Origin of the sequence: Pedobacter westerhofensis (assembly GCF_900182595.1) — a bacterium.
In the GTDB taxonomy this organism is placed as follows: Bacteria; Bacteroidota; Bacteroidia; order Sphingobacteriales; family Sphingobacteriaceae; genus Pedobacter; species Pedobacter westerhofensis.
Genome location: NZ_FXTN01000014.1, coordinates 14,575 through 34,911 on the forward strand (window position 1 = coordinate 14,575; position 20,337 = coordinate 34,911).

The following is a 20,337-nucleotide window of genomic DNA, read 5'->3' on the forward strand; positions in this document are numbered from 1 at the left end:
CAGTCAATTACAGTATTAAAGACCCTGATTAAACTGTTCCACAGCAGTAAAAGGGTTGCTGAAATAATCATCGCGTTGTTGCCCTGTGTCGCCAACATATATCTCATATAAATTATTTGAGATACCGTTAAAGATATCATCAGCCACTACGCTTGGCGGAATGCCATTTTCTGCGCCGCCGATTGGCCCGCTTCCTTCGGTATTGATCAGCGAAGGCATCACTTCAAAGACTTTTACGTTGGTATCTTTTGCCAGTGTCATCCTGAGTGCTACGGTATGCGAATGAAGTGCAGCTTTAGTGTCTGAATATGTAGGTAAAATGATCAAGGGGTGAAAAGAAACATTAGAAGTAATGTTTACTACTGCAGCTTCTGGCTGTTCCTGCAAAATTGGGAGTAAGGTTTCAGTAAGCCTTACCGGAGCAAAATAATTGGTTTCGAATTCAGTTTTTGCTTTATCAAATGCGCCGGCACCTTCACCCAAAGTATATAAAAGGGCACCACCGGCATTATTGATTAGTACGCTCAGATCGGGAAACTCATTTTTTATTCTGGCAACCAGGGCAGCAATAGCTACTTCATCCGTTACATCGCATACAATGCCGGTAAGGCCCAGTTCTTTGCCTGCTTTCTCTATTTTTGCTGCATTCCTTCCGGCAATGATGACTGTATTGCCTTCTTCGCTTAAGCGTTTTGCAGTTGCATAACCAATACCAGAGCCACCTCCGGTTATCAGAATCGTTTTTTTAGTTAAGTTCATTTTATTCGAGTTTTTGTGTTACAATACCATAATACATATCACTTGCATATTGCAAGTGTAAAGGTAATGCATAATACTTGCAATATGCAAGTGATATCAAATAAATTTTTGAATCAACTGTATAACATCGGTTTACCGTTATTGGGACTGAGGTTTGCTGAAAAATATTGGGGATATATTTTCTGTTTTCATCTGCTCTAAACTCCATTCCATTAGTTCCTTAATAAAGGGAATAAGCTTTCTCCCACGATCTGTAATGGAATATTCTACCTTGGGAGGTACAACAGGAAACATTTCGCGGTTGATCAAACCATCAGCTTCCAGCTCCTTTAAACTTTGTGTAAGCATCTTGGTGGTAATATCGGCAACTGCCCTGCTAAGTTCTCCATACCGCAATACTTTGGCTTCGTACAGGTAATACAAAATACGACCTTTGTATTTACCGCCAATTCTTTTGAACCCATAATCGATAGGGCAGCATTTGAATGCTTCAATCTTATTGTCTTTTGCCATTTTGTGTTTGAATTATCTCAGCTGATCTTTTATGATTTGTGTTAAGCTCCATCCGGATCTTGTTATCCAAGCCCTGGCAAAGGTAATTTTTTCCTTGCTTGTGTACAGTGTGTCCATCTGGATACGCGTCATTTTTTTGTCTACTTTTCTTTTTAATGGCCGAATAAGATGCTGATAATCAACAATACATTAAAAAAGGTACATATCGCACTAATAAGTACATACTTGTCACAAGGGAGAAATGAGGATAGGTTTGTTGCACAGAAAAGAAAATTAAAAGAAAATCAATGAAAGCAGCAGTTTATTATGAAAACGGAGGACCCGAGGTTTTCCGTTTGGAAGAAGTACCGGCCCCGGTTCCGCAAATCGATGAAATCCTGATCCGTATTCACAGTATCAGCATTGAAGGGGGAGATCTGATCTCCCGCGAAATGCTTCCCCTTGAAGCTATTCCAACTATCGTAGGGTATCAGTCGGCAGGTACTATTGTGGCAATGGGTGATAGTGTAACAGGCTTTAGCATTGGGCAGCGTGTTTTGGCGAACAGCCGCTCCGGCTCTCATGCAGAATACATTGCCGTTGAGGCCAGCAGGGTATGGGCAATATCCGATCAGATGAGTTTTGAAATTGCCGCGGCGGTGCCGGTGATCTTTTTCACCGCGCATGAATGCCTCTTTACTTTTGGCCGTTTGCAGGCCGGCCAGACTGTACTGATTCATGGTGGGTCTGGAGCATTGGGCTTAGCTGCGATCCAAATTGCAAAAAAAGCAGGTGCCCGGATAATTACTACCGGGTCAGACGATGATAAACTGGAGCGGTTGAGAGCCTTTGGTGCCGATTATCAGGTCAATTACCGGAAGGATGATTTTGTTGAGGAGGTGATGAAAATCACGAATGGTAGGGGAGTGGACCTTGTACTGGATTCTGTAGGCGGATCCAACCTGGCAAGAAGTATCCAATCGGTACGGTTTAGGGGCATAGTCACTTTTGTGGGAGGCACAGGCCGGGACCAGACACCGCTTGATCCGTATCTGCTCTGGCCAAAAAATGTAAGCCTCTCAGGAGTCTTTATCCCCATGACGATAGAGTTTGAACGCCAAAGGCTGCATGATGTAGTCTCCGCATACCTGCAGGACATCGCAGAATCTAAATACCAGGTGGTGCTGGACAAAACCTTTAGCCTGAATGAAGTGACGGAAGCGCATCAGTATATACTGGACAAGAAGGCATTTGGCAGAGTGATTATGCAGCCATAATTAAAAAGGGTCAGGCCATTTCACTGACCTGACCCTGATGACTGTTTTCTGTGGATTAACGGCTGGCAATCTGTTCTTTGCTCAGCCCATCTACCGCCTGCACCAGCTTGCTGAACTCTTCCTTATCATATAAGCGTGTTAAAAACCTAATTTTACCTTGTCTGTCAATAACTACATTTCTGGTTACACCAGCTTTTTTGTCGGCAAATTTCTGGAAAATTTCTGCTCCCGGATCCAGGGCCAGCGGATAACTGATTTTGATGTCTTTGTGAAATTTCTGAACAGTAGCCAATGGCTCGTCACGGTCTACTCCAATCAGGACAACGTCTTTATCCTTATAAGCCTGCCAGATGTCGCTTTCCAGATAGGGCATTTCCTCGCGGCATACCGTACACCAGGACGCTGTAAACTGCAGGATGACGATCTTTCCTTTAAGTTCTTTTAATGAAGTTTTAGTACCGTTTTGAAGTACAAGATCAAAGTTGTCCGGCGCCTGATCACCAACCTTAACCAGATAGCCCCTGCTGTCGCTGTTCGGGTTATCAAATGTCTTTTCCTGCGCAGACGAGGCAAGTGTTGCCAGGGCAATGGCAAGTGTAAAAAATATCTTTTTCATGATCTGTAAAATATCGGGTGAGGATAGGTTAATTAGGTACTCTTAATGTATACTAATTTAGTAGTACAAATTAAGGCAATAGTCTTTTCTTATCCAATTAATCTTGAATTTATTTACATTATTTTGTGAAAAGTGTCATAATGATATCATCGTTGCTGGTTGGGATGCCAGCAGGCAGGCCTGCTCCGCGAGCATCTCCTGAAAGACAAATTTAAAAATGGTGCTTATCCAGCATCACCTTTCTGTATTGCTCCGGGCTCACACTGTTGTGCTTTTTAAAGTGACGGGAAAAGTAAGAGAAGTCCTGAAAACCTAATTCATCGGCAATTTGTCCTACAGGAATATGGCTTTGCACCAACATTCTTTTTGCTTCCAGGATAATGCGCTCCCTGATAAATTCACTTGCAGTTTTACCTGCTGCTTTCTTAACGGCCTCATTTAGATAATGGGGAGTAATGCAGAGCGCAGAACCATAAAATGATAACTGATGCGCTGTACGGAAATGCCTTTCAACGAGGATTCTAAACTTATCAAAAACCAGTATGTGTGCGCCAATAACGGTATTGCTGGTCTGCTGGTCAAAATATTTGCGCTGCAGCACCTCAAAAAATACATAAAGCAGGGAACTGATCACCATTTTTGAGAAATCTGTTCTTGCAAACTCCTGATAAATCAGCTTTAGTACCGGCTCCAGTGTTTCTTTGCTCTCTTCATCCAGTACAATTCCCGGATTTTTATAACTGTTATGGAGAAATGCCAGCTTGCGTAGGGCTTCTTTGTTGGTGAAATTTAAAATAAAAAATTCCTCTGAGAACATAATGCTGTCGCCCTGCACCGACTGATATTCTTCAAAATGATGTGTTTGCCCGGGCGACATGAAATAGATCGTGTCGCGGGAGAGTTCCAGTTCCTGATTATCTACAAAATGTTTGGTACTTCCCTGTCTGATCCATAGCATTTCATAAAAGCTGTGTTTATGTGGCCACACAAAAGGCGCAGGCCTGTTCAGCTGCTGAAAGGGAACAATTACAAACTGATTTTCTTTTGTATAAAAAGGCGAGAAATCTTTGATATCATAGACAGGGATCATAATTTGGTGTCGATTTTCTAACCAGAATTTGCAGGTTGGCAGCTAAGATAAGAAAAGTACCATTGAAGATACGATTTATACTAACGGCAATTGAACGGGCGTACTATCTTTAAAATTTTAAATTACACCAAAAATATAACTGTATGTCATATGGACAATTAGGCTTTGATCCACGTTACCCTTCTATTGGCGACCTGAAAAAAAAAGCAAAAAAACGTATTCCTAAATTCGCATTCGACTATCTGGAAGGTGGCTGCAATGAGGAAGTTAATCTCTCAAAAAATGAAAGAGATTTCCATGATGTAGAGATGATGCCGCAATATCTGCAAAATTATGCGGGTGTCGATATCAGTGCCGAATTGTTTGGCCATCGCTATGATGCTCCTTTCGGCATATCGCCGATTGGCCTGCAGGGACTGATGTGGCCAAATGCCTCAGAAATCCTGGCCAAAGCGGCTGTTAAACATAATGTGCCATTTATTTTAAGTACTGTGGGGACCAGCAGTATTGAGCGGATTGCCGAAGTAACTTCAGGGAAATTCTGGTTCCAATTGTATCATCCTGCTAAAACTGAGATGCGCGATGATATCCTGCAAAGACTGAAAGATGTGGAATGCCCTGTTCTGGTGGTACTCGTTGACGTCCCGTCATTTGGATTCCGTTACCGGGAAATTAAGGCAGGGTTATCTATGCCGCCTAAGATGAACATCAGAAATGTGTTCCAGTCGGCCATCCGACCACAATGGTCTTTTGAAACCCTGACCACCGGTATTCCGGAATTCGCTACTTTAAAAAAGTATATGGAAAAAGGCCTGGATATGGGGCAACTGGGGCAGTTTATGAATGCTTCTTTTGATAAGCGGGTCGATATGAACAAGATTTCAGCGATCAGGGATAAATGGAAAGGTAAGCTGGTCCTGAAAGGAATTGTAAGTGACCAGGATACCGAGAAAGCAATTGCGCTGGGAGCAGATGGAATTATTGTATCCAACCATGGTGGGAGGCAGATCGATGCCGGCGAGTCCTCAATCCGGTCGTTGGGAAACCTTTCCGGGAAATATAAGGACAAAATCACTGTTATGATGGATGGCGGCATCCGTTCCGGTCCAGATATCGCGAGGGCAATTGCCAGTGGTGCTGAGTTCACTTTTATGGGCAGGCCATTTATGTACGGTGCTGCTGCATTGGGCAAACAGGGTGGTGATCATACGATTGGTCTTTTTAAAGCACAGTTTAAACAGGCAATGGAACAATTGTGCTGTGAAACGATTGCAGGCTTACCTGGTACGCTGATCAAATACAAATAGTTCTTCCTGGATTTTAAAATTGGTTTTCGTCGGTGAATACAGGATGAACGACGATTTTGGTCGATGGTTTTAACAGTACTTCATATATTCGAATACTATACCGGCAGGGCTATAGATCCTGCCGGTGATCTAATATTTAAATAATGAAGAAGTTTCAACCCAATTGGTCCCGCCGGCAGTTTCTTTCGGCTGCTGGTATCGCAACCGCAGGAACCGCTATGATGATGAGCCCTCTGGCAGCATGGGCGATTGAAGAGATTGACCCCCGTATAGCAAAAATCGTAGCTGATACCATGGGTATTGATACACACAATCATATTGATGTGCCGTTGAACACAGCTGAATTGCCCGGTCCAAAAATAGATCTGGCAGCTGAGATGAAACGTTCAGGTTTATCGGCCATCTGCATGACCTTCGCAACGGATTATCAGAAGGGAGATGCTTATGAGCGTTTTCTCAACGGATTGACCGCAATGGATGAGCAGCTGAAAGTTAACGGTTTGCAGCGTGCATTCACATTGCGGGATCTTCAAAAGGCTCACAGAAATCACCATCCAGCCGTAATCCAGTCCGTAGAAGGTGCTCATTTTCTTGAGGGACATTTGGACAGGCTTTCAGTGGCCTATAACCGCGGTCTGCGGGTCTTAACACTTCTGCACGACAGCGATGCCAATGTGCCACTGGGTGACGTTTTTACAAATCCAATCCATTACGGAGGTTTGACATCTTTTGGAGCAAATGTGATCAGGGAATGCAACAGGCTGGGTATCCTTGTGGACCTTTCACATGCCAACGTGCCAACAGTAACCGCTGCACTCAAAGTGGCAAGTCATCCTTTACTCGTTTCACATACTGGCCTTGATACTCAACTGGGACAGAATGAAACTATGGCGCGCATGATGCGCCCCAGGCTGATCAGTAAGGAACATGCGAAATTTTTGGCCAGTACCGGAAGTGTAATTGGTGTTTGGACGCATCTGGCGGATACTGCGCTGGAGTATGCACAAAATATCCGTGCAATGGTTGATGTGGTCGGAATAGATCATGTTTGCATTGGAACAGATACGAAGCTCACTCCGGCATATCATCCGCCTGGAGATAAACGGGGTGGTGCCGGCGGCAAAATGGGCGGCGGATCCAATGAAACCTGGCCCGATCAGAAATTTGGCTTCTATTATACTGTAGTTGATGCACTACTCAAAACCGGCTTCAACCGCGATGAAATTGGCAGGATCGGCGGCGGTAATTTCTGCAGGGTATTTGATGCCGCTACCAAAGGCCATCATTAAGGTTAAGTTGCCAAAATTCCATTTGCCTTAGCCGGGATGTAAGATCCCGGTTATCGCTTCAGCATAATCCCATAGTTTGACGGCTGCGGCTGTATCTTTTGCTCCATCGCTCACTATGGCAGAAGCAGGTTATCCCCGCAATTCATACAAGCCATCAGGCCCTTAATAGTCGTTTCCCTCTACCTATGCTGAAGTTGCAGCATAAAGTGCGGGAAGTGCCCCCTGCCAGGCCGGCATCAGCTCACCATACTTTTCTATCGCCGCTATGTAGTCCAGCGGATCCATGTATCTGATTACATTACTTTCAGTAACCCCGGGATGGGCTGCCATAGAAATAATGTCGTATACGGGCAGGTCTTCTATCTTTGAAATGTCAAAATGCCCGGTGCTGATGATGTTATCGTAAAGCGTTCCTTAGAGGGATTTGTAGAAATCTTCTGTCCGCATAAAACCTTTCATGATATAAAATTACGAGAACTAAGTAAGCACTCCCCTCAGATATTTTTTATGACATTCTTCACAGTTGTGTCTAAAGACACAGATTCAAAACCATTATCATTTTATGCCGTTGTCAGGTTATACTATTATTAAACAATCAGTTTATAAAAATCATATGGACTTAAATATCAGCGGAAAAGTAGCCCTTATCACTGGCGGAGACTCAGGAATGGGACTGGCAACAGCAAAAATATTAGCAGCAGACGGCGTTAAAATTATTCTGTCGGATCTTGACGAAGAAAGCCTGAAGGATGCCGCGGCAGAACTTACAGCAGAGGTGAAAGATGTTAAGGTGAGTACATTTGCGGCCAACCTGGCCGATAATGCCAGCGTTTTGAAACTTGCAGCATTTGCAGAGGAACAATATGGAGGAATAGATATCCTCATCAATTCTGCAGGTGCGAGAGGCGCTGCAGGAGATTTCCTTACGCTAACAGATGAGGACTGGCAGGAGACGATCAATACAGATCTGATGGGGGCGGTACGTGTGTGCCGCGCATTTATTCCACAACTTCAAAAGAAAGGCTGGGGCAGGGTGATCCTGATTGCATCAGAGAATGCCTATCAGCCTTATGAAGAAGAAAGTCCTTATAATGCTTGTAAGGCGGGAATCATTAACCTTTCCAAATGTTTGTCGAGATCTTACTCCAAAGATGGATTGTTGTTCAATTGTGTGTCGCCAGCATTTATAGAAACACCAATGACAGATGCAATGATGGACGATCTGGCAAAAGAACGTGGCGAAACGCGTGAGGAAGCAATCAAATGGTTCCTGAAGAATAAACGTCCTAATCTGGCGGTTGGCAGAAGGGGCAAACCGGAAGAAGTAGCAGCTGTGATCGCTTTTCTGGTTTCAGAACAGGCAAGTTTTGTAAACGGAGTAAATTACCGTGTTGATGGCGGTGCAGTAGAGTCTGCCTTTTAGATCATGGGAGAGCAGAATGAAAAACCAGCATTGGTATTTTTGCATTATTTCGGCGGTTCATCGCAAAGTTGGAAATGGGTAGCGCAGTTGCTATCCGATAGGTATCAGTGTATTTTGATCGACCAGCCGGGGTTTGGAACTGAACCTGCCCTGGCTACACCTTCGATCCAGAGTTTTGCGGGGCATATTGCGGAGCAACTGCAAAGCCTGAACATTACGGGTTATACACTTATCGGCCATTCCATGGGAGGTAAAATTGCGATGCAGATGGCAGTTGATGATCAGCGCGCAGAATTTGATCGTGTCAAGCGATTGATCCTGATTGCACCATCTCCACCCAGCACTGAACGAATGCCCAAAGAGGAACAGCTCAGAATGCTGATTCATCCTGATAGGGAGCAGGCGGAAACTACTGTGAAAAACGGAACGATAAAATCACTGGCTGCAGAACAGCACGATCTTGCAGTCTACACTCAGATGATTGTCGAAGAAACAACCTGGCGCTGGTGGATTAAGGAGGGGATCAACCATTCGATAGCTGATGCAGTCAGAGAGCTTCAGATTCCCATCACCCTGATCGCGTCAAAAGACGATCCTGCGGTAACCTATCAAATGACTACAGAAGATGCTATTCCGAATCTACCTTTGCATACTAAGATGATATCAACAGAAGGTATCGGGCACTTGTTTCCTCTGGAAGATGCCGACTGGACTGCAGCGCAGATATCAGCTATTGAAAGTACAGTATGATTTGATTACTTTGGTTTGTTTGCTGTATAACCTTTATAAAGAAAATGCAGGGCGTCATATTCTGCAATCAAGGGAACAGAGCCATGATCATCGTCTTTGTAATATTTATAGCTGTACTGGAGTCCGCTGCCGGAATGGTTCCTGATCACTTTGTTCAGCGCAAGTATAGCTCTGATATGTTCGGTATCTCCTGTGGTATCGCTAAGCACTTTCGTGGTATCCATACCTGAGGCCATTGTATTTGCTATACCCAGAAACAATGACTTCCCGAGTAATTTTTTATCCGTCATTGCTGATGGTGTTTCCTTTAGTAACTTCCTGCTATCCCACCACATACTTGGGTCAATAGCCACATACTGGTTAAATAACTCCGGATGGTGGATCATGATATTCATTACGGTGAGACCGCCAAATGAATGCCCTATGATTGACCGCTGAGGCGAGGGAGCATAAAGAGAATCAATATGTGGCATCAGTTCTTTTTCGATGAAGGCTACAAATTTCTCGCCGCCTCCGGATTTCTTAAACATTGGATATTTTTTACCCTCAGGACCGGTCAGTGCATTTGTAGGAGTCAGATCCCTTGTTCTGTCTTTATTGGGTATTCCCACCACGATCATCTCTGGCAGTACAGAATTGCCATTGATCTCGCTGAGTTGCTGGATCATGCCGGTAACGGAACTGAAATGACTTTCAGCATCCAGCAAGTACAGTATCGGATAGTGTTGCTTTTGATATTTGATATCGCTGGCAGAGGAGGGCAGGTAAATCCAGATCTTTCTGTCCTCGTTTAAAATCCTGGAATGCAAACTATCCACCTTGCCAATAATCAGATTGCCATTTTTTACAGTTTGTGCAGTAGCGGTAAAAACAGCGCACAGGAATAATATGATAAGCTGGAAGTTTTTCATTTGGAACATAAATTTTGGTCAGCAAATGACCAGGGTCTAAGGTATTTAAAAATTGGCAATTAAATAAATGAACTGATCTTGGCACCATTTTTAGACATAACTAAGTATGACAGCTATAAAAAACATCCAACCCTTAAGTCCGGAAGCAGTATTTGATCTTTTAAAAGTAGAATTCTCTGAATACGTAAACAATGCACTGGGTTCTAACCTGAGTGTAGAATTTGCACATGTTGCCGATATCGTTAACATCTCTTTTCCTGAAGTTATTGAAGGAACAGTTTTCACGCTGACTGTATCTGATGACAGTATTGAGGTTTCAAAAAATGAGACTGAAGGAGATTACAATACAGATTTGCTTGAAGAACAGCTAAACGAATTTCTGGCTGTTAAAGCAGGATAGTTTGGTCTGCAGATTATGATATAATTTGATCAGTACAGAATGATCTGATGAAAAAGTGCTAAGAAATAACTTAGCACTTTTTTTGTGACGATTTACCGGCGTTCGCCAATCTGCTGCCGCCACATCGAATAATACAGCCCTTTTAATGCAAGTAATTCATCGTGTGAACCCGCTTCAGATATTCTGCCTTTTTCCAGCACATAGATCTGATCAGCGTGCATGACGGTCGACAATCTGTGCGCAATCAGGATCGTCATTTGTTCCCTGCGGTCGGATATTTCCCTGATGGTGTGTGAAATTTCTTCTTCAGTCAATGAATCCAGTGCGGAGGTTGCTTCATCAAATATCAGGAGCCTTGGTTTCCTCAGTAATGCCCGGGCTATGGAAAGCCTTTGTTTTTCACCGCCGGAAAGTTTCATCCCGTTTTCTCCAAGGATAGTATCCAGCCCATGCGAAGCTCTTTCAATGAGCTTGCTGGCTGACGCCTTTTTAAGGGCTTCTATAATTTCGGCCTCTGTAGCCAATGGGTTTACAAACAGCATATTCTCACGGATAGACCCCGCATACAGCTGCGTGTCCTGGGTCACAAAACCAATCTGCCGGCGCAATGGGTTATAGCGGATTTTTTTGGAACTGGCTCCGTTAAACAGAATTTCTCCTTCAACAGGAAGATAAAGGCCTACAAGCAATTTTACAAGCGTAGATTTTCCCGAGCCGGAAGGGCCCACAAACGCTGCGGTCTGACCATTAGTGATATCAAATGATATACCGTCAATAGCATTATAATTTGCTGTCTTGTGCCTGAAAACTACGTTTTTGAAATCCAGGTTTTCTAAAGTCCCAAATTCTATCGGATTTTCCGGACGTGTTTCTACCGGTTTTCCCATTAATATATCAAATGTATTCAGCGATGCGTCAGCCTCCCTGTAGAGAATAATCATATTCCCGAGATCCTGCAGGGGGTTAAAAATAGCAGTAGAGATGAACTGCATAGCTATAAGTTCTCCGGTAGAAAGGACTTTTCTGAAGATCAGCCACAATAAGATGAACAATACAGATTGCTTTAATATGTTCAGCAGGTTTCCCTGGAAAAAGGAGAGGATGCTCACCTTTTTTGCCTTGAGCATTTCCAGGTTAAAGATCTTCAGCGTCTGTGCATTCAGCCTCCTGATTTCTGAAAAAGTAAGGCCGAGGCTTTTTACCAGTTCAATGTTCCGCAGGCTCTCGGTGATCACCCCCGCCTGGCTGTCTGCCTGCCGGTTGATGGAGCGCTGAATGGCTTTTACCCTTTTGGATATCAGCCCGGTAAGCGAGCCCAGCAGCAGTACGCCAACAAAGAAAACAGGGACTAACAGCCAGTTTTTATTGATACTGTACCAGATCAGAAAACCTACGCCTACCGTTGATGAAAATAGTATATTGATAAAGGCATTGATAAATCTTTCAGCGTCGGTTTTTACTTTCTGCAGAACGGAAAGAGTGGTTCCGCTGCGGCTTTCCTCAAATTCCTGAAATGAAAGACGCAGCGTTTGTTTTAGCCCGTCGTTGAAGATGGCCATGCCAAACCGGGCAACGGCCTTTCTGGTTGTATATTCCTGTATTGCCTTGCACAGTTTTGATCCAAAGGCAATGGCCAGCGCAATCAGCAGCCAGTAGGAAACTTCTCTGATCAGGGTATGTTCAGGCAGGTGGTGCCGGTTGGTAGAATAGTCGTCGATAATACGCCCAAAGATCACCGGGTCCAGTAAGCTGAGCAGCTGAGCTGCTGCGGCCAGAACCAGAGAAAGGATAATTAGCAACCGGTGCGGACGCAGGTATTTGAAAAGTATCTTCATTTGTTGTTGTTGGGGAAAGAGGATGTTAGAACACGTGGTATCACCATTGGTTTTGATTTTTCGGTAACAAAATAGGACGTAAAACGTTGTAATAGCAGTTGGGGCTGATTATGCGGTTGAATATTAGTACCTTTAGGCGCATCAAAAAGCATCGTAACCCTATTTAGACGCATGGAAAACATTCACAATAAATTCATTGGAACAAAACAGAAAGCACTGGCTATTAACCTTGATCCGCAAATTTATGGTTCTTTTGCAGAGATTGGCGCCGGGCAGGATGTGGCTGCCAATTTTTTTAAGGCCGGCGCTGCCGCCGGTACCATCGCCAAAACGATGTCGGCCTACGATATGGCTTTTTCTGACGCAATTTATGGTGCCCAGCAGGTGAAACGTTATGTAAGTGAGCAGCGGCTGATCGCGATGCTGGGTCATGAATATGATCTTGTTATTGAGCGTTTAGCCTCCAAGAGAGGCGATACTTCAACTTTCTTTGCATTCTCTGATACTTTTTCGGCCTTAAATTATCAAAAAACCAATCAGGGACATGGATGGATGGGCATCCGTTACCAGATGGAGCCCAATGGTGAATATCACGATGTGGTGCTGCATGTAAAACTGCTGGACAATGATCTTGGCCTGCAGCATTCAGCAGTGGGGATTCTGGGTGTTAACCTGGTTTATGCCTGCTTTAATTACCACAAATCACCTTCGGTGTTTTTGCTTTCTTTACTGGATGACCTCAGCAGAGACCGTATCCAGATTGATATGATCCGCTTTGAAGGCCCGGGTTTCAGCCATGTGGACAACAGGCTGATGAGTTTACATTTGGTAAAATATGGCTTATCTGATGCAGCGGTGTTTGGCCCCGATGGTAAAAATCTGCAGCCTTCTGAAGTTTTATATAAGAAACATATCATGATTGTGCGCGGGAGGTTCCGCCCCCTGATCAATGTACACATGGATATGATCAATACGGGGGTTGAACGTTTTAAGGACGAGCCTGATGTTGATGCTGCGAATGTAATCGTAGTGACAGAACTTACACTTCAGTCGCTGAAGGAAAGGGGAGCTGATGACAGTGCGGAGATCAATGAAAAGGACTTTTTAGACCGCGTTGATATACTCTGTTCGGTAGGTCAGACAGTGTTGATCTCCAATTTCCATGAATACTACAAGCTGGTGGCTTATCTCTCAAAGATCACTACCCTGAAAATGGGAGTGGTGCTTGGATATCCCAACCTTGAGTTTATCTTTAATGAAAAGCATTATCAGTATTTGCAGGGCGGTATTTTGGAGGCATTTGCAACATTGTTCAGCAGAAAAGTAAAGCTGTTTATTTATCCTACTCTCGGAGACGGAATTGTATATAACTCCAAAAGATTTTCTCCGCCGCCGCATCTGATCGATCTGTTTGAATATTTAATTGCCAATGATAAGATTGAGGATATCCTGGATTACAATGTAAATAATCTGCATGTACAGACAGACCGTGTGCTTGAACTGGTGAAGGAAAATGCTCCGGGCTGGGAAGATTATGTGCCTGAGCAGGTGGCCGCGATTATCAAAGAGAGGTCCTTGTTTGGGTTCCCTGAGTAAACTCCTTGTTAAAATATAAGGGCAGGTTGTGGAATTACCTGCCCTGGTTTTCCTTTGTTAAGGGATTAATTGTTCAGCACGAAGCTGCTCAAAAAGATCAAAAAACGCATCATTCGTTTTCTGGTATACATTAAATCCAAGTTTGCGGCTTTTAGACATATCTGTCATTACCTCAATCGGGCGGCCCAGATCAAGATCTGTATGCCATGCGGAAGCCAGTTTGCTCAGGTCGGCTTCTTTCAAATGATATTTTGCTGCAATTTCCTTCCAAACCGCGGCGTCGTTCTGCATTTCTGTTTCAAGCGGCTGGATAGTACCTTCATAGCCAACTGCATCAACACCAAAGTATGCGGCTATCTGGTTCCATAACCAGCTCCAGCGGAAAACATCACCATTTACAATATTGAAGGCTTCATTTTGTGCTGTTGCTGTAGTTGATGCCCAGATCAACTGTTCGGCCAGTATCCTTGCATCAGTCATGTCCGAAAGTCCGTTCCATTGCGCTGCAGAGCCCGGCCAGCGAAAGGGACGTCCGGTTTCTTTACAGATGGAAGCATAAACTGCTAGGGTAGTACCCATGTTCATCAGGTTCCCTACTGCTTTCCCGATCACGGTATGCGGACGGTGGATGCTCCAGGTAAAGTGGTCTCTTGCAGCAGCGGCATAAACCTCATCTTCCTGTGCATAATAAAAGTTCTCAATGTCAAGACGCGGGTGTTCTTCCCTTAAAGGTGTTTCGGGTAAAAATCCTTCTTTGGCATAGGCTTCAAATGGGCCCAGGTAATGTTTCAGACCTGTTACCAGTGCCACATGCTGTACCGATTTTTTTGAAGAAAGTGCTTCAAGAACGTTGCGCACCATCAGGCCGTTTACGCGGATATTTTCTGCTTCGGTAGCATTGCGCATCCAGCTGGTGATAAATATATGTGTCGGTGCGATATCGGCCAGCGCCGATTTCAGATTATCCAGATCCATCAGATCTGCCGCCACTGGTTGTAAATTTGCGATTTCAGTTTTTGGATTCCGCGCCAAACCATATGTGGTCCAGCCTTTTGAGATCAGCTTCTCTGCCAGGTTACTGCCTGTGATACCGCTTGCCCCAACTACTAATGCTATATTGCCCATGTTATTAATTTTTAAATAATGTCAATGGTACAATATTCGGCATCCTGCGGCGGGCAGCAAAGGATCTACCTCACAAAATAAATGTGCGGTAGGTCACATTCAGGTCAGCGGCATGCGGCTTAGTGTTTCCCTGCTAATGCCAAGGTACGAAGCAATCAGTGCTTTGGGAAGGCGCTGTAGCAGGGAGGGGTACAATGTTACAAATTGTGTAAACCGCTCTTCTGCTTTCTGGCTCATCAGGGATAAAATCCTTCGTTGCAGGGCAATATAGCCCGCATTTGATTTTTTCATGAAAAAGTACTCCATCTTTTGCAGTTCTGCACAGAGTTTTTCCCTGTTTTCAATGGAGATATAATAGAGCTGCGTATCTTCTAAACAATCAATATTGAGGATTGCATTGGTTTTATTGAAATAAGCCTGAGGGTCTGATATCCACCAGTCTTCCATGGCAAACTGCATGATATGTGTTTTGCCCTGTTCGTCTATGTAAAATGACCTGAGCAGACCTTTAACTACAAAGTGATCATTGGGAGCGGGATCTCCTGCCTGCACCAGATACTGATGCTTTTTAAGAGCCTTGAAGCTGAAATGGGATAAAGCAAAGCTAAACTCATCATCGCTTAGCTTTACGATTTTCTCAATCTGTTCCCTTAAAAATTCTTCCATAGCCTGCCCTTTAAAATGCAATGGCTAAAGTAGTACAAAAGTTTGTAGGTTGAGTACACAAATACTGGTTGGGCTGGCAAATGTTTGTGCCTGACCAGGATATGCTGATACTTTCCGGGTGCAGAAAAGCATTAAAAGCGAAAGCCCCTCGTTAAAGGGGCTCTCATCGTTAAACAGGTAATAACAGTAAACTAGTTGTAACGATAGTGTCTTTGTTTGTTTTTATAATATACTGTACGGTGAGCATAATGACGGCCGTTATGGTAGTATCTGCCATGGGGAGCAGGTCTGCGGTGATGAACTACAACTCTTTCACGTGGAGGATGGTGAGGTCCGTTGTTGCCAACTCTTAAAACAACTGACTGTGCATCTGCGGTTCCAAATGTAAATACTGCTGCTACTACGAGGATGATTAATTTTAAGTTTTTCATGATGCCGATATTAAATGTAACTATTGTGTGTTTGTACTTATAGATACATTCCGGTCACAAAGGTTTAATCATTTGCCTGATTTTTCTTTCCTGTAAGCTGCCGGTCTTAAGTTAAGCTGATTCCTGAAAAAATTTGACAGGTGGCTTTCGTCGTTAAATCCAAATTCCCGGGCAATTTGTTTTAAGCTTAGGGTGCCGCCTTCAATTCTTTTTTGAATTAGACTTAAACGGTACTGCTTGATATACTCGCGGTAGCTGATTCCGTAATTTCTTCTGAAATAGTCGCCAAAGTAGCTGAGAGATATATTGAAATGCGCTGCGATGTTTTTAATCCGGCACATTTGCGGATCATAGATATTTTGATGTATATAGTCAATCACGAGAGGCCCTTCGCTTTTCTCCGGGTCTATAGACGGTTCTGAGCGCGTTCTCACTTCCTCAATGAGCCCAAAAACAGATAATATTTGAAAATGAAGAGCCAATGAGGAGCCGGCATTATTCTGATCTTTGTACAAAGTAATATTGCTGATGATGTTTTTAAGGGATGTGGCTGCAAAGGGGCCGAAAGTCAGTTTGCTTTCCTTCAGCGCGCTCATTCGCATCAAATCAAGCGGACTGAGGCCGGAGGAACTAATCATTTTGCCTGATGCGGCAAAGTAACCTTCGGTGAACTTGATCACAACAAAGCGGGTTGGGCGCCTGATTTCGAAATGGTGATGATCCCCCGGAGAGATTAAAAACAGGTCGCCCGCCTGGTAGTTTATCCGGTTATGGTTGAGCAGATGAATTCCTTTTCCCTTAAAAATATAGATCAGCTCGTAATAGGTATGGCCGTGAGGCTCATATAAAAATGTGGCTGTCACATAATCCTTTATGATCAGCAGATCAAATTGCCTGAGTATGCCCATACGCTAAAGTTACAAGTTTATACCTGTTGTTTACAATTTTGCATTTAAAAGTTTAACCGACCTTTGTGCTGTAAATTATCAGTTATGGACATACAAAACCCAATAGAAATGCCGGAACCACAAGTTGCGGTAGTTACCGGCATACTAGTTACCTATTATGAAGCAGGCAGTGGGGCACCGCTTATTTTGCTGCATGGCTGGCCGCAGACCTCGTATATATGGAGGAAGATACTGCCGCAACTGCAGGAGAAATTTCATGTTTTTGCGATAGACCTGCCGGGAATGGGAAATGAAAATGCGCTTCCAACTGCTGATACCAGAACGGTGGCTGGCCTGATCCACTCTTTTTGCAGAGAGTTAAAACTGGACAATATCTATCTGATGGCACATGACATAGGCGCATGGGTAGCCGTTACCTATGCGTTGGAATACGAAAAGTCGATCCGGTCACTGATCGTCCTGGATGGCGGTATCCCTGGTTTGATGCCTGATGCAGTGTTTATGCCGGCAAATGCGCAAAAGATATGGCAGTTTTACTTTCATGCGATCGATGGTATGCCCGAGTTTCTGATTGAAGGAAAAGAGCGGGAATATCTGAACTGGTATTTTATGAAAAAAACAACGGTGAAAAATGCGCTTACCGAAGCGGATATTGATCTGTATGTGCAGGCTTATACGGGTAAAGAGAGATTAAGAAATGGCTTCGACTATTACAGGGCTTTTGCGGAAAGCGCTGCACAAAACAGCAGTTATCAGCATAAGCTTACTATCCCCATCCTTGCAATAGGTGCTGAAAATTCACAGGGCATGAATATGGGGATCGCCATGCAAAAGATCGCTGCGTCAGCAGTCAGTTCAATCAGCATTCCTGAGTGCGGCCACTATATAGCTGAAGAACAGCCCGAAGCTTTGCTGAAGATCATTTCAGAATTTTTAACCTGAGCAGGAAACTCCCTATCCAAATATTTCTTTGCGATACTGTAGGGGAGAGTGCCCGGTAAGGTTCCGGAAATATTTTCCGAAGCCGGATGGGTCGGCAAAGCCCAGAATATCGGCGGCCTGGGTGATTGTCAGATCTTTATTTTGCAGTATTGCTTTTGCTTCAAGAATGACACGTTCATCGATCAGTTCACCGGCAGTTTTACCTGTTTGCTGCCTTATACTTTCCGAAAAATATTTACTGGTCAGGTTCTGTAATGACGCGTAAAAACTTACTTTGCGCGCAGTTTTGAAATGAGCTTCGAGGTTACTTTTAAAAGCAGAAACAATAACCTGTTTGTGGGAAAACGATATTGAAGGTTTCGCAGCAGTATTTGCTACTGCAATTTCCCACAAAATGATCTGTACTAAATTGCGTATAATATGATTTGAATACGCGTTATCCTTACCTGCCTGTTTTTTGATGATCTCAAAATACTGCAGGATGGTTTCAGTTTGTTCTGTATTCAGATTGAAATAATGGTTGCCGCGGTTATAAAAGAAAGCATACCTGTCCAGGTAATTTGCGTCGGACAGGTTCTCCAGAAAAAAGGATTTTTTGAAAAAGACTACCTGGCTTTTAAAATTGCCGCTAGCATGAACAAATTTTCGTAATACGGATGGCGCCATCACAAAAACTGCCGGTGCCTTAAGCTGGTAAGAGACCAAATCTGACTCAACTAACAATTCTCCTTTCTGCAGGAAGGCGATAAAATAGGCCTCTATCCGGCAGGGTTCCAAATAGGGCGCATTTTTGATGTCAAATTGCTGAACGATAAAATCTCTTTCAGGCTCATCATGTCCCAAAATCTTTCTTAAACTCTCAAAACTGATTGTAGTTATCGTTGCCATATTTCTTTTTCCATAATCAGGAGTGTCAGCCCCCGGTACTGAAAAGGAAGATCGGCTGAATCTGATGTTTGTACCAATCCTAAATTGGCGAAGCCGAAGGACCCGTAATACCTGATTAGATGGGGATTATCGGCCCAGGTGTCTAAACGCGCATAGTGGTATCCATGCTCTTCTGCAAAAATCTCTGCCCATTCCAGAATCCGGGAAAATAGCCTGTGGCCCTTAAATTCAGGACTGGTCACAATACGGTTGAGATACAGGGATTTCTCAGCCGTTCTTTCTTTCCAGAGCTCGGTTTCAAGCGGGCCTGCATCTCCAGCGCTAAAAATGCCTGCAATCTGACCATCAATTACTATTTTATACTGTGTACCGTCGGCAATCTCTCTGTTGATTAAAGCCCTGTCATAACCATTCCATACCGGGAAATTATTTTCCTTCTGGTAGCTGATAGCGCTGTCAAACAGCGCATATATCGCAGAAAGGTCTTCCGGTACGGTATTTACGATTTCAACATGTGGAATTGTCATGTGCTGTCATTTATTTTTTTGTTCCAAAGCTCTCTGCAGGAAACTCTGATTGGCAATCTTTTCTTCAAATTCTGTGATAGCCTTTAACATATTATTAGGATTCCCGGTAATATCATTCAGCACAACAATCATAATCTCCCATACTGGCTGCATCTGAAGAACAAGCTCTTTACCTTTTGCTGTAAGCTGGATCAGACGTTTGCGCTCATCTTCCTTATCCTTTTTAGAACGAATGAGCCGGTGTTTCTCTAATTCCTTCAGTAAACTGATTGTTGAGGGATGGGTATACCCGATTTCATTGGCAATTTCCACAACGCTGAGCAGCTCTTTGTGGTGCAGGGTATAAATTACCGGGAACCATTTTGATTCAAAATCAATGTCAAATGCTTTATACAGCAGCCCTGCTTCTTTACGCAGCTGTTCACTAATGCGCTGCAATCTGGTAGAAATCGCTAATATGCCTGATTCTTCTATAATACTCATCCCGCTTGATTTAATGTGAAATGAAGAAATATATCGTCGATCATTGTCAATGGAAAAGCTTTTGGAAGAGCCGCTTGCTCCGTTACGATAAAATGATTTCTTTCAAAAAAACGCAGTGCAGCCTTCATCGTATTTAAAGCACCCAGATACAGCTCTTTGATACCATTTTCATGGGCATAGGTAATCAGTGTTTCCAGCAACATCTGCGCTATGTCAAGCTCTTTGCCTCTGTAGGATTCCCTGACAAAGAATTTCCTGATTGCCCCCTGATGATGATCAAATTTAGTGAGGCCTATTGTCCCTACCAGTTTTCCGTTGATAAACGCACCCCAGAAACATCCTCCGTCGCGGTAGTAAAATTTATTGATTTTCAGCAGATCGGGCTGGTCTTTTATCGTCACAGGAATATTGAACTCCTCCTGCTGTATGGTTAAGACTAATTCAATTACAGGTGCTGCGTAGGTATGCTGAATGGGTACAATCTGTATACTCATAATTTTACGATTTCAGTTTATCTAATGTATGTAGTTGAATACGTAGTTCAAATATAGATGAATGATATATAAATTATAAAGAAACAATCGTTTTGTTTAACGATTCTCCTACATTTACACATAAGGGT

The 20,337-nt window shown here is 43.6% G+C and carries 23 protein-coding genes; 8 read left to right on the forward strand and 15 right to left on the reverse strand.

The window, feature by feature from the left end; all coding sequences use genetic code 11:
* Positions 1–15: 15 nt before the first annotated feature.
* Together FN831_RS23545 and FN831_RS23550 are read right to left on the reverse strand one after the other, a co-directional pair.
* Complete coding sequence (locus FN831_RS23545) at positions 16–759, reverse strand: SDR family oxidoreductase (protein ID WP_142530668.1); 744 nt, start codon at positions 757–759, stop codon at positions 16–18.
* A gap of 138 nt (positions 760–897) precedes the next feature.
* Positions 898–1,272 carry a winged helix-turn-helix transcriptional regulator gene (locus FN831_RS23550; RefSeq protein ID WP_142530669.1) on the reverse strand — a complete coding sequence of 125 codons (375 nt, stop codon included), beginning with the start codon at positions 1,270–1,272 and terminating at the stop codon, positions 898–900.
* 287 nt (positions 1,273–1,559) lie between these two features.
* On the opposite strand from FN831_RS23550, the gene FN831_RS23555 reads away from it, so the two are divergent.
* Positions 1,560–2,528, forward strand: coding sequence for a quinone oxidoreductase family protein (locus FN831_RS23555; RefSeq protein WP_142530670.1), 969 nt, complete (start codon positions 1,560–1,562; stop codon positions 2,526–2,528).
* 55 nt (positions 2,529–2,583) lie between these two features.
* On the opposite strand, the gene FN831_RS23560 is transcribed toward FN831_RS23555, so the two are convergent.
* Positions 2,584–3,144, reverse strand: a complete 561-nt coding sequence (locus FN831_RS23560; RefSeq protein ID WP_142530671.1) for a TlpA family protein disulfide reductase — start codon at positions 3,142–3,144, stop codon at positions 2,584–2,586.
* Between the two features lie 211 nt (positions 3,145–3,355).
* Entirely contained in the window at positions 3,356–4,234 is an 879-nt protein-coding gene (locus FN831_RS23565; protein ID WP_142530672.1) for a helix-turn-helix domain-containing protein, read from the reverse strand.
* Positions 4,235–4,377: 143 nt separating this feature from the next.
* On the opposite strand from FN831_RS23565, the gene FN831_RS23570 reads away from it, so the two are divergent.
* Positions 4,378–5,541 carry an alpha-hydroxy acid oxidase gene (locus FN831_RS23570; protein WP_142530673.1) on the forward strand — a complete coding sequence of 388 codons (1,164 nt, stop codon included), beginning with the start codon at positions 4,378–4,380 and terminating at the stop codon, positions 5,539–5,541.
* Between the two features lie 143 nt (positions 5,542–5,684).
* Positions 5,685–6,830 (forward strand): dipeptidase, encoded by a 1,146-nt coding sequence (locus tag FN831_RS23575; RefSeq protein ID WP_142530674.1) that lies wholly within the window; start codon positions 5,685–5,687, stop codon positions 6,828–6,830.
* Between the two features lie 183 nt (positions 6,831–7,013).
* Here FN831_RS23575 and FN831_RS27800 read toward each other — a convergent pair whose 3' ends face one another.
* The gene (locus FN831_RS27800) at positions 7,014–7,160 is read right to left on the reverse strand and encodes a hypothetical protein (protein WP_185960587.1); all 147 of its coding nucleotides are present in this window, start codon (positions 7,158–7,160) and stop codon (positions 7,014–7,016) included.
* Positions 7,161–7,443: 283 nt separating this feature from the next.
* On the opposite strand from FN831_RS27800, the gene FN831_RS23580 reads away from it, so the two are divergent.
* Both FN831_RS23580 and FN831_RS23585 read left to right on the forward strand, forming a co-directional pair.
* Positions 7,444–8,253: an SDR family NAD(P)-dependent oxidoreductase gene (locus FN831_RS23580; protein ID WP_142530675.1), complete on the forward strand. Its 810-nt coding sequence runs from the start codon at positions 7,444–7,446 to the stop codon at positions 8,251–8,253.
* 3 nt (positions 8,254–8,256) lie between these two features.
* Entirely contained in the window at positions 8,257–9,003 is a 747-nt protein-coding gene (locus tag FN831_RS23585; RefSeq protein ID WP_142530676.1) for an alpha/beta fold hydrolase, read from the forward strand.
* 5 nt (positions 9,004–9,008) lie between these two features.
* On the opposite strand, the gene FN831_RS23590 is transcribed toward FN831_RS23585, so the two are convergent.
* Entirely contained in the window at positions 9,009–9,914 is a 906-nt protein-coding gene (locus FN831_RS23590; protein ID WP_185960588.1) for an alpha/beta hydrolase, read from the reverse strand.
* Between the two features lie 106 nt (positions 9,915–10,020).
* Between FN831_RS23590 and FN831_RS23595 the strand changes: the two genes are divergently transcribed.
* Positions 10,021–10,314: a hypothetical protein gene (locus FN831_RS23595; protein WP_142530678.1), complete on the forward strand. Its 294-nt coding sequence runs from the start codon at positions 10,021–10,023 to the stop codon at positions 10,312–10,314.
* 92 nt (positions 10,315–10,406) lie between these two features.
* Here the strand turns inward: FN831_RS23595 and FN831_RS23600 are convergent, their stop codons facing one another.
* Positions 10,407–12,149 carry an ABC transporter ATP-binding protein gene (locus tag FN831_RS23600; RefSeq protein ID WP_142530679.1) on the reverse strand — a complete coding sequence of 581 codons (1,743 nt, stop codon included), beginning with the start codon at positions 12,147–12,149 and terminating at the stop codon, positions 10,407–10,409.
* A 171-nt stretch (positions 12,150–12,320) separates the two neighbouring features.
* On the opposite strand from FN831_RS23600, the gene FN831_RS23605 reads away from it, so the two are divergent.
* Entirely contained in the window at positions 12,321–13,745 is a 1,425-nt protein-coding gene (locus FN831_RS23605) for a TonB-dependent receptor (RefSeq protein ID WP_142530680.1), read from the forward strand.
* A gap of 57 nt (positions 13,746–13,802) precedes the next feature.
* Here FN831_RS23605 and FN831_RS23610 read toward each other — a convergent pair whose 3' ends face one another.
* The 4 genes from FN831_RS23610 to FN831_RS23625 form a co-directional block, all read right to left on the reverse strand.
* A complete protein-coding gene (locus tag FN831_RS23610; protein WP_142530681.1) occupies positions 13,803–14,870 on the reverse strand; it encodes an SDR family oxidoreductase in 1,068 nt (355 codons plus the stop codon).
* Positions 14,871–14,969: 99 nt separating this feature from the next.
* Positions 14,970–15,536: a Crp/Fnr family transcriptional regulator gene (locus tag FN831_RS23615; protein WP_142530682.1), complete on the reverse strand. Its 567-nt coding sequence runs from the start codon at positions 15,534–15,536 to the stop codon at positions 14,970–14,972.
* Between the two features lie 191 nt (positions 15,537–15,727).
* A complete protein-coding gene (locus FN831_RS23620; RefSeq protein ID WP_142530683.1) occupies positions 15,728–15,967 on the reverse strand; it encodes a hypothetical protein in 240 nt (79 codons plus the stop codon).
* A 68-nt stretch (positions 15,968–16,035) separates the two neighbouring features.
* Positions 16,036–16,875: a helix-turn-helix domain-containing protein gene (locus FN831_RS23625; protein WP_142530684.1), complete on the reverse strand. Its 840-nt coding sequence runs from the start codon at positions 16,873–16,875 to the stop codon at positions 16,036–16,038.
* A gap of 84 nt (positions 16,876–16,959) precedes the next feature.
* Between FN831_RS23625 and FN831_RS23630 the strand changes: the two genes are divergently transcribed.
* Entirely contained in the window at positions 16,960–17,817 is an 858-nt protein-coding gene (locus FN831_RS23630) for an alpha/beta fold hydrolase (RefSeq protein WP_142530685.1), read from the forward strand.
* A 12-nt stretch (positions 17,818–17,829) separates the two neighbouring features.
* On the opposite strand, the gene FN831_RS23635 is transcribed toward FN831_RS23630, so the two are convergent.
* The 4 genes from FN831_RS23635 to FN831_RS23650 are packed head-to-tail and all read right to left on the reverse strand — an operon-like array spanning position 17,830 to position 20,209.
* Positions 17,830–18,705, reverse strand: a complete 876-nt coding sequence (locus FN831_RS23635; RefSeq protein ID WP_142530686.1) for a helix-turn-helix domain-containing protein — start codon at positions 18,703–18,705, stop codon at positions 17,830–17,832.
* Complete coding sequence (locus tag FN831_RS23640; protein ID WP_142530687.1) at positions 18,693–19,232, reverse strand: GNAT family N-acetyltransferase; 540 nt, start codon at positions 19,230–19,232, stop codon at positions 18,693–18,695. Before FN831_RS23640 ends, FN831_RS23635 begins: the two co-directional genes overlap by 13 nt.
* A gap of 6 nt (positions 19,233–19,238) precedes the next feature.
* Positions 19,239–19,715: a MarR family winged helix-turn-helix transcriptional regulator gene (locus FN831_RS23645; RefSeq protein WP_142530688.1), complete on the reverse strand. Its 477-nt coding sequence runs from the start codon at positions 19,713–19,715 to the stop codon at positions 19,239–19,241.
* Positions 19,712–20,209, reverse strand: a complete 498-nt coding sequence (locus FN831_RS23650; protein ID WP_142530689.1) for a GNAT family N-acetyltransferase — start codon at positions 20,207–20,209, stop codon at positions 19,712–19,714. The genes FN831_RS23645 and FN831_RS23650 overlap by 4 nt, the downstream gene beginning before the upstream one ends.
* Positions 20,210–20,337: the final 128 nt, after the last annotated feature.

What these genes read in the sequence shown, in the direction of transcription:
- FN831_RS23650 (WP_142530689.1), bottom strand. Translation starts at nt 20,209, where the DNA reads ATGAGTATACAGATTGTACCCATTCAGCATACCTACGCAGCACCTGTA.
- FN831_RS23590 (WP_185960588.1), bottom strand. Translation starts at nt 9,914, where the DNA reads ATGAAAAACTTCCAGCTTATCATATTATTCCTGTGCGCTGTTTTTACC.
- FN831_RS23615 (WP_142530682.1), bottom strand. Translation starts at nt 15,536, where the DNA reads ATGGAAGAATTTTTAAGGGAACAGATTGAGAAAATCGTAAAGCTAAGC.
- FN831_RS23625 (WP_142530684.1), bottom strand. Translation starts at nt 16,875, where the DNA reads ATGGGCATACTCAGGCAATTTGATCTGCTGATCATAAAGGATTATGTG.
- FN831_RS23600 (WP_142530679.1), bottom strand. Translation starts at nt 12,149, where the DNA reads ATGAAGATACTTTTCAAATACCTGCGTCCGCACCGGTTGCTAATTATC.
- FN831_RS23640 (WP_142530687.1), bottom strand. Translation starts at nt 19,232, where the DNA reads ATGACAATTCCACATGTTGAAATCGTAAATACCGTACCGGAAGACCTT.
- FN831_RS23565 (WP_142530672.1), bottom strand. Translation starts at nt 4,234, where the DNA reads ATGATCCCTGTCTATGATATCAAAGATTTCTCGCCTTTTTATACAAAA.
- FN831_RS23550 (WP_142530669.1), bottom strand. Translation starts at nt 1,272, where the DNA reads ATGGCAAAAGACAATAAGATTGAAGCATTCAAATGCTGCCCTATCGAT.
- FN831_RS23605 (WP_142530680.1), top strand. Translation starts at nt 12,321, where the DNA reads ATGGAAAACATTCACAATAAATTCATTGGAACAAAACAGAAAGCACTG.
- FN831_RS23620 (WP_142530683.1), bottom strand. Translation starts at nt 15,967, where the DNA reads ATGAAAAACTTAAAATTAATCATCCTCGTAGTAGCAGCAGTATTTACA.
- FN831_RS23545 (WP_142530668.1), bottom strand. Translation starts at nt 759, where the DNA reads ATGAACTTAACTAAAAAAACGATTCTGATAACCGGAGGTGGCTCTGGT.
- FN831_RS23560 (WP_142530671.1), bottom strand. Translation starts at nt 3,144, where the DNA reads ATGAAAAAGATATTTTTTACACTTGCCATTGCCCTGGCAACACTTGCC.
- FN831_RS23575 (WP_142530674.1), top strand. Translation starts at nt 5,685, where the DNA reads ATGAAGAAGTTTCAACCCAATTGGTCCCGCCGGCAGTTTCTTTCGGCT.
- FN831_RS23595 (WP_142530678.1), top strand. Translation starts at nt 10,021, where the DNA reads ATGACAGCTATAAAAAACATCCAACCCTTAAGTCCGGAAGCAGTATTT.
- FN831_RS23630 (WP_142530685.1), top strand. Translation starts at nt 16,960, where the DNA reads ATGGACATACAAAACCCAATAGAAATGCCGGAACCACAAGTTGCGGTA.
- FN831_RS23585 (WP_142530676.1), top strand. Translation starts at nt 8,257, where the DNA reads ATGGGAGAGCAGAATGAAAAACCAGCATTGGTATTTTTGCATTATTTC.
- FN831_RS23610 (WP_142530681.1), bottom strand. Translation starts at nt 14,870, where the DNA reads ATGGGCAATATAGCATTAGTAGTTGGGGCAAGCGGTATCACAGGCAGT.
- FN831_RS23555 (WP_142530670.1), top strand. Translation starts at nt 1,560, where the DNA reads ATGAAAGCAGCAGTTTATTATGAAAACGGAGGACCCGAGGTTTTCCGT.
- FN831_RS23580 (WP_142530675.1), top strand. Translation starts at nt 7,444, where the DNA reads ATGGACTTAAATATCAGCGGAAAAGTAGCCCTTATCACTGGCGGAGAC.
- FN831_RS23570 (WP_142530673.1), top strand. Translation starts at nt 4,378, where the DNA reads ATGTCATATGGACAATTAGGCTTTGATCCACGTTACCCTTCTATTGGC.
- FN831_RS23645 (WP_142530688.1), bottom strand. Translation starts at nt 19,715, where the DNA reads ATGAGTATTATAGAAGAATCAGGCATATTAGCGATTTCTACCAGATTG.
- FN831_RS23635 (WP_142530686.1), bottom strand. Translation starts at nt 18,705, where the DNA reads ATGGCAACGATAACTACAATCAGTTTTGAGAGTTTAAGAAAGATTTTG.
- FN831_RS27800 (WP_185960587.1), bottom strand. Translation starts at nt 7,160, where the DNA reads ATGGCAGCCCATCCCGGGGTTACTGAAAGTAATGTAATCAGATACATG.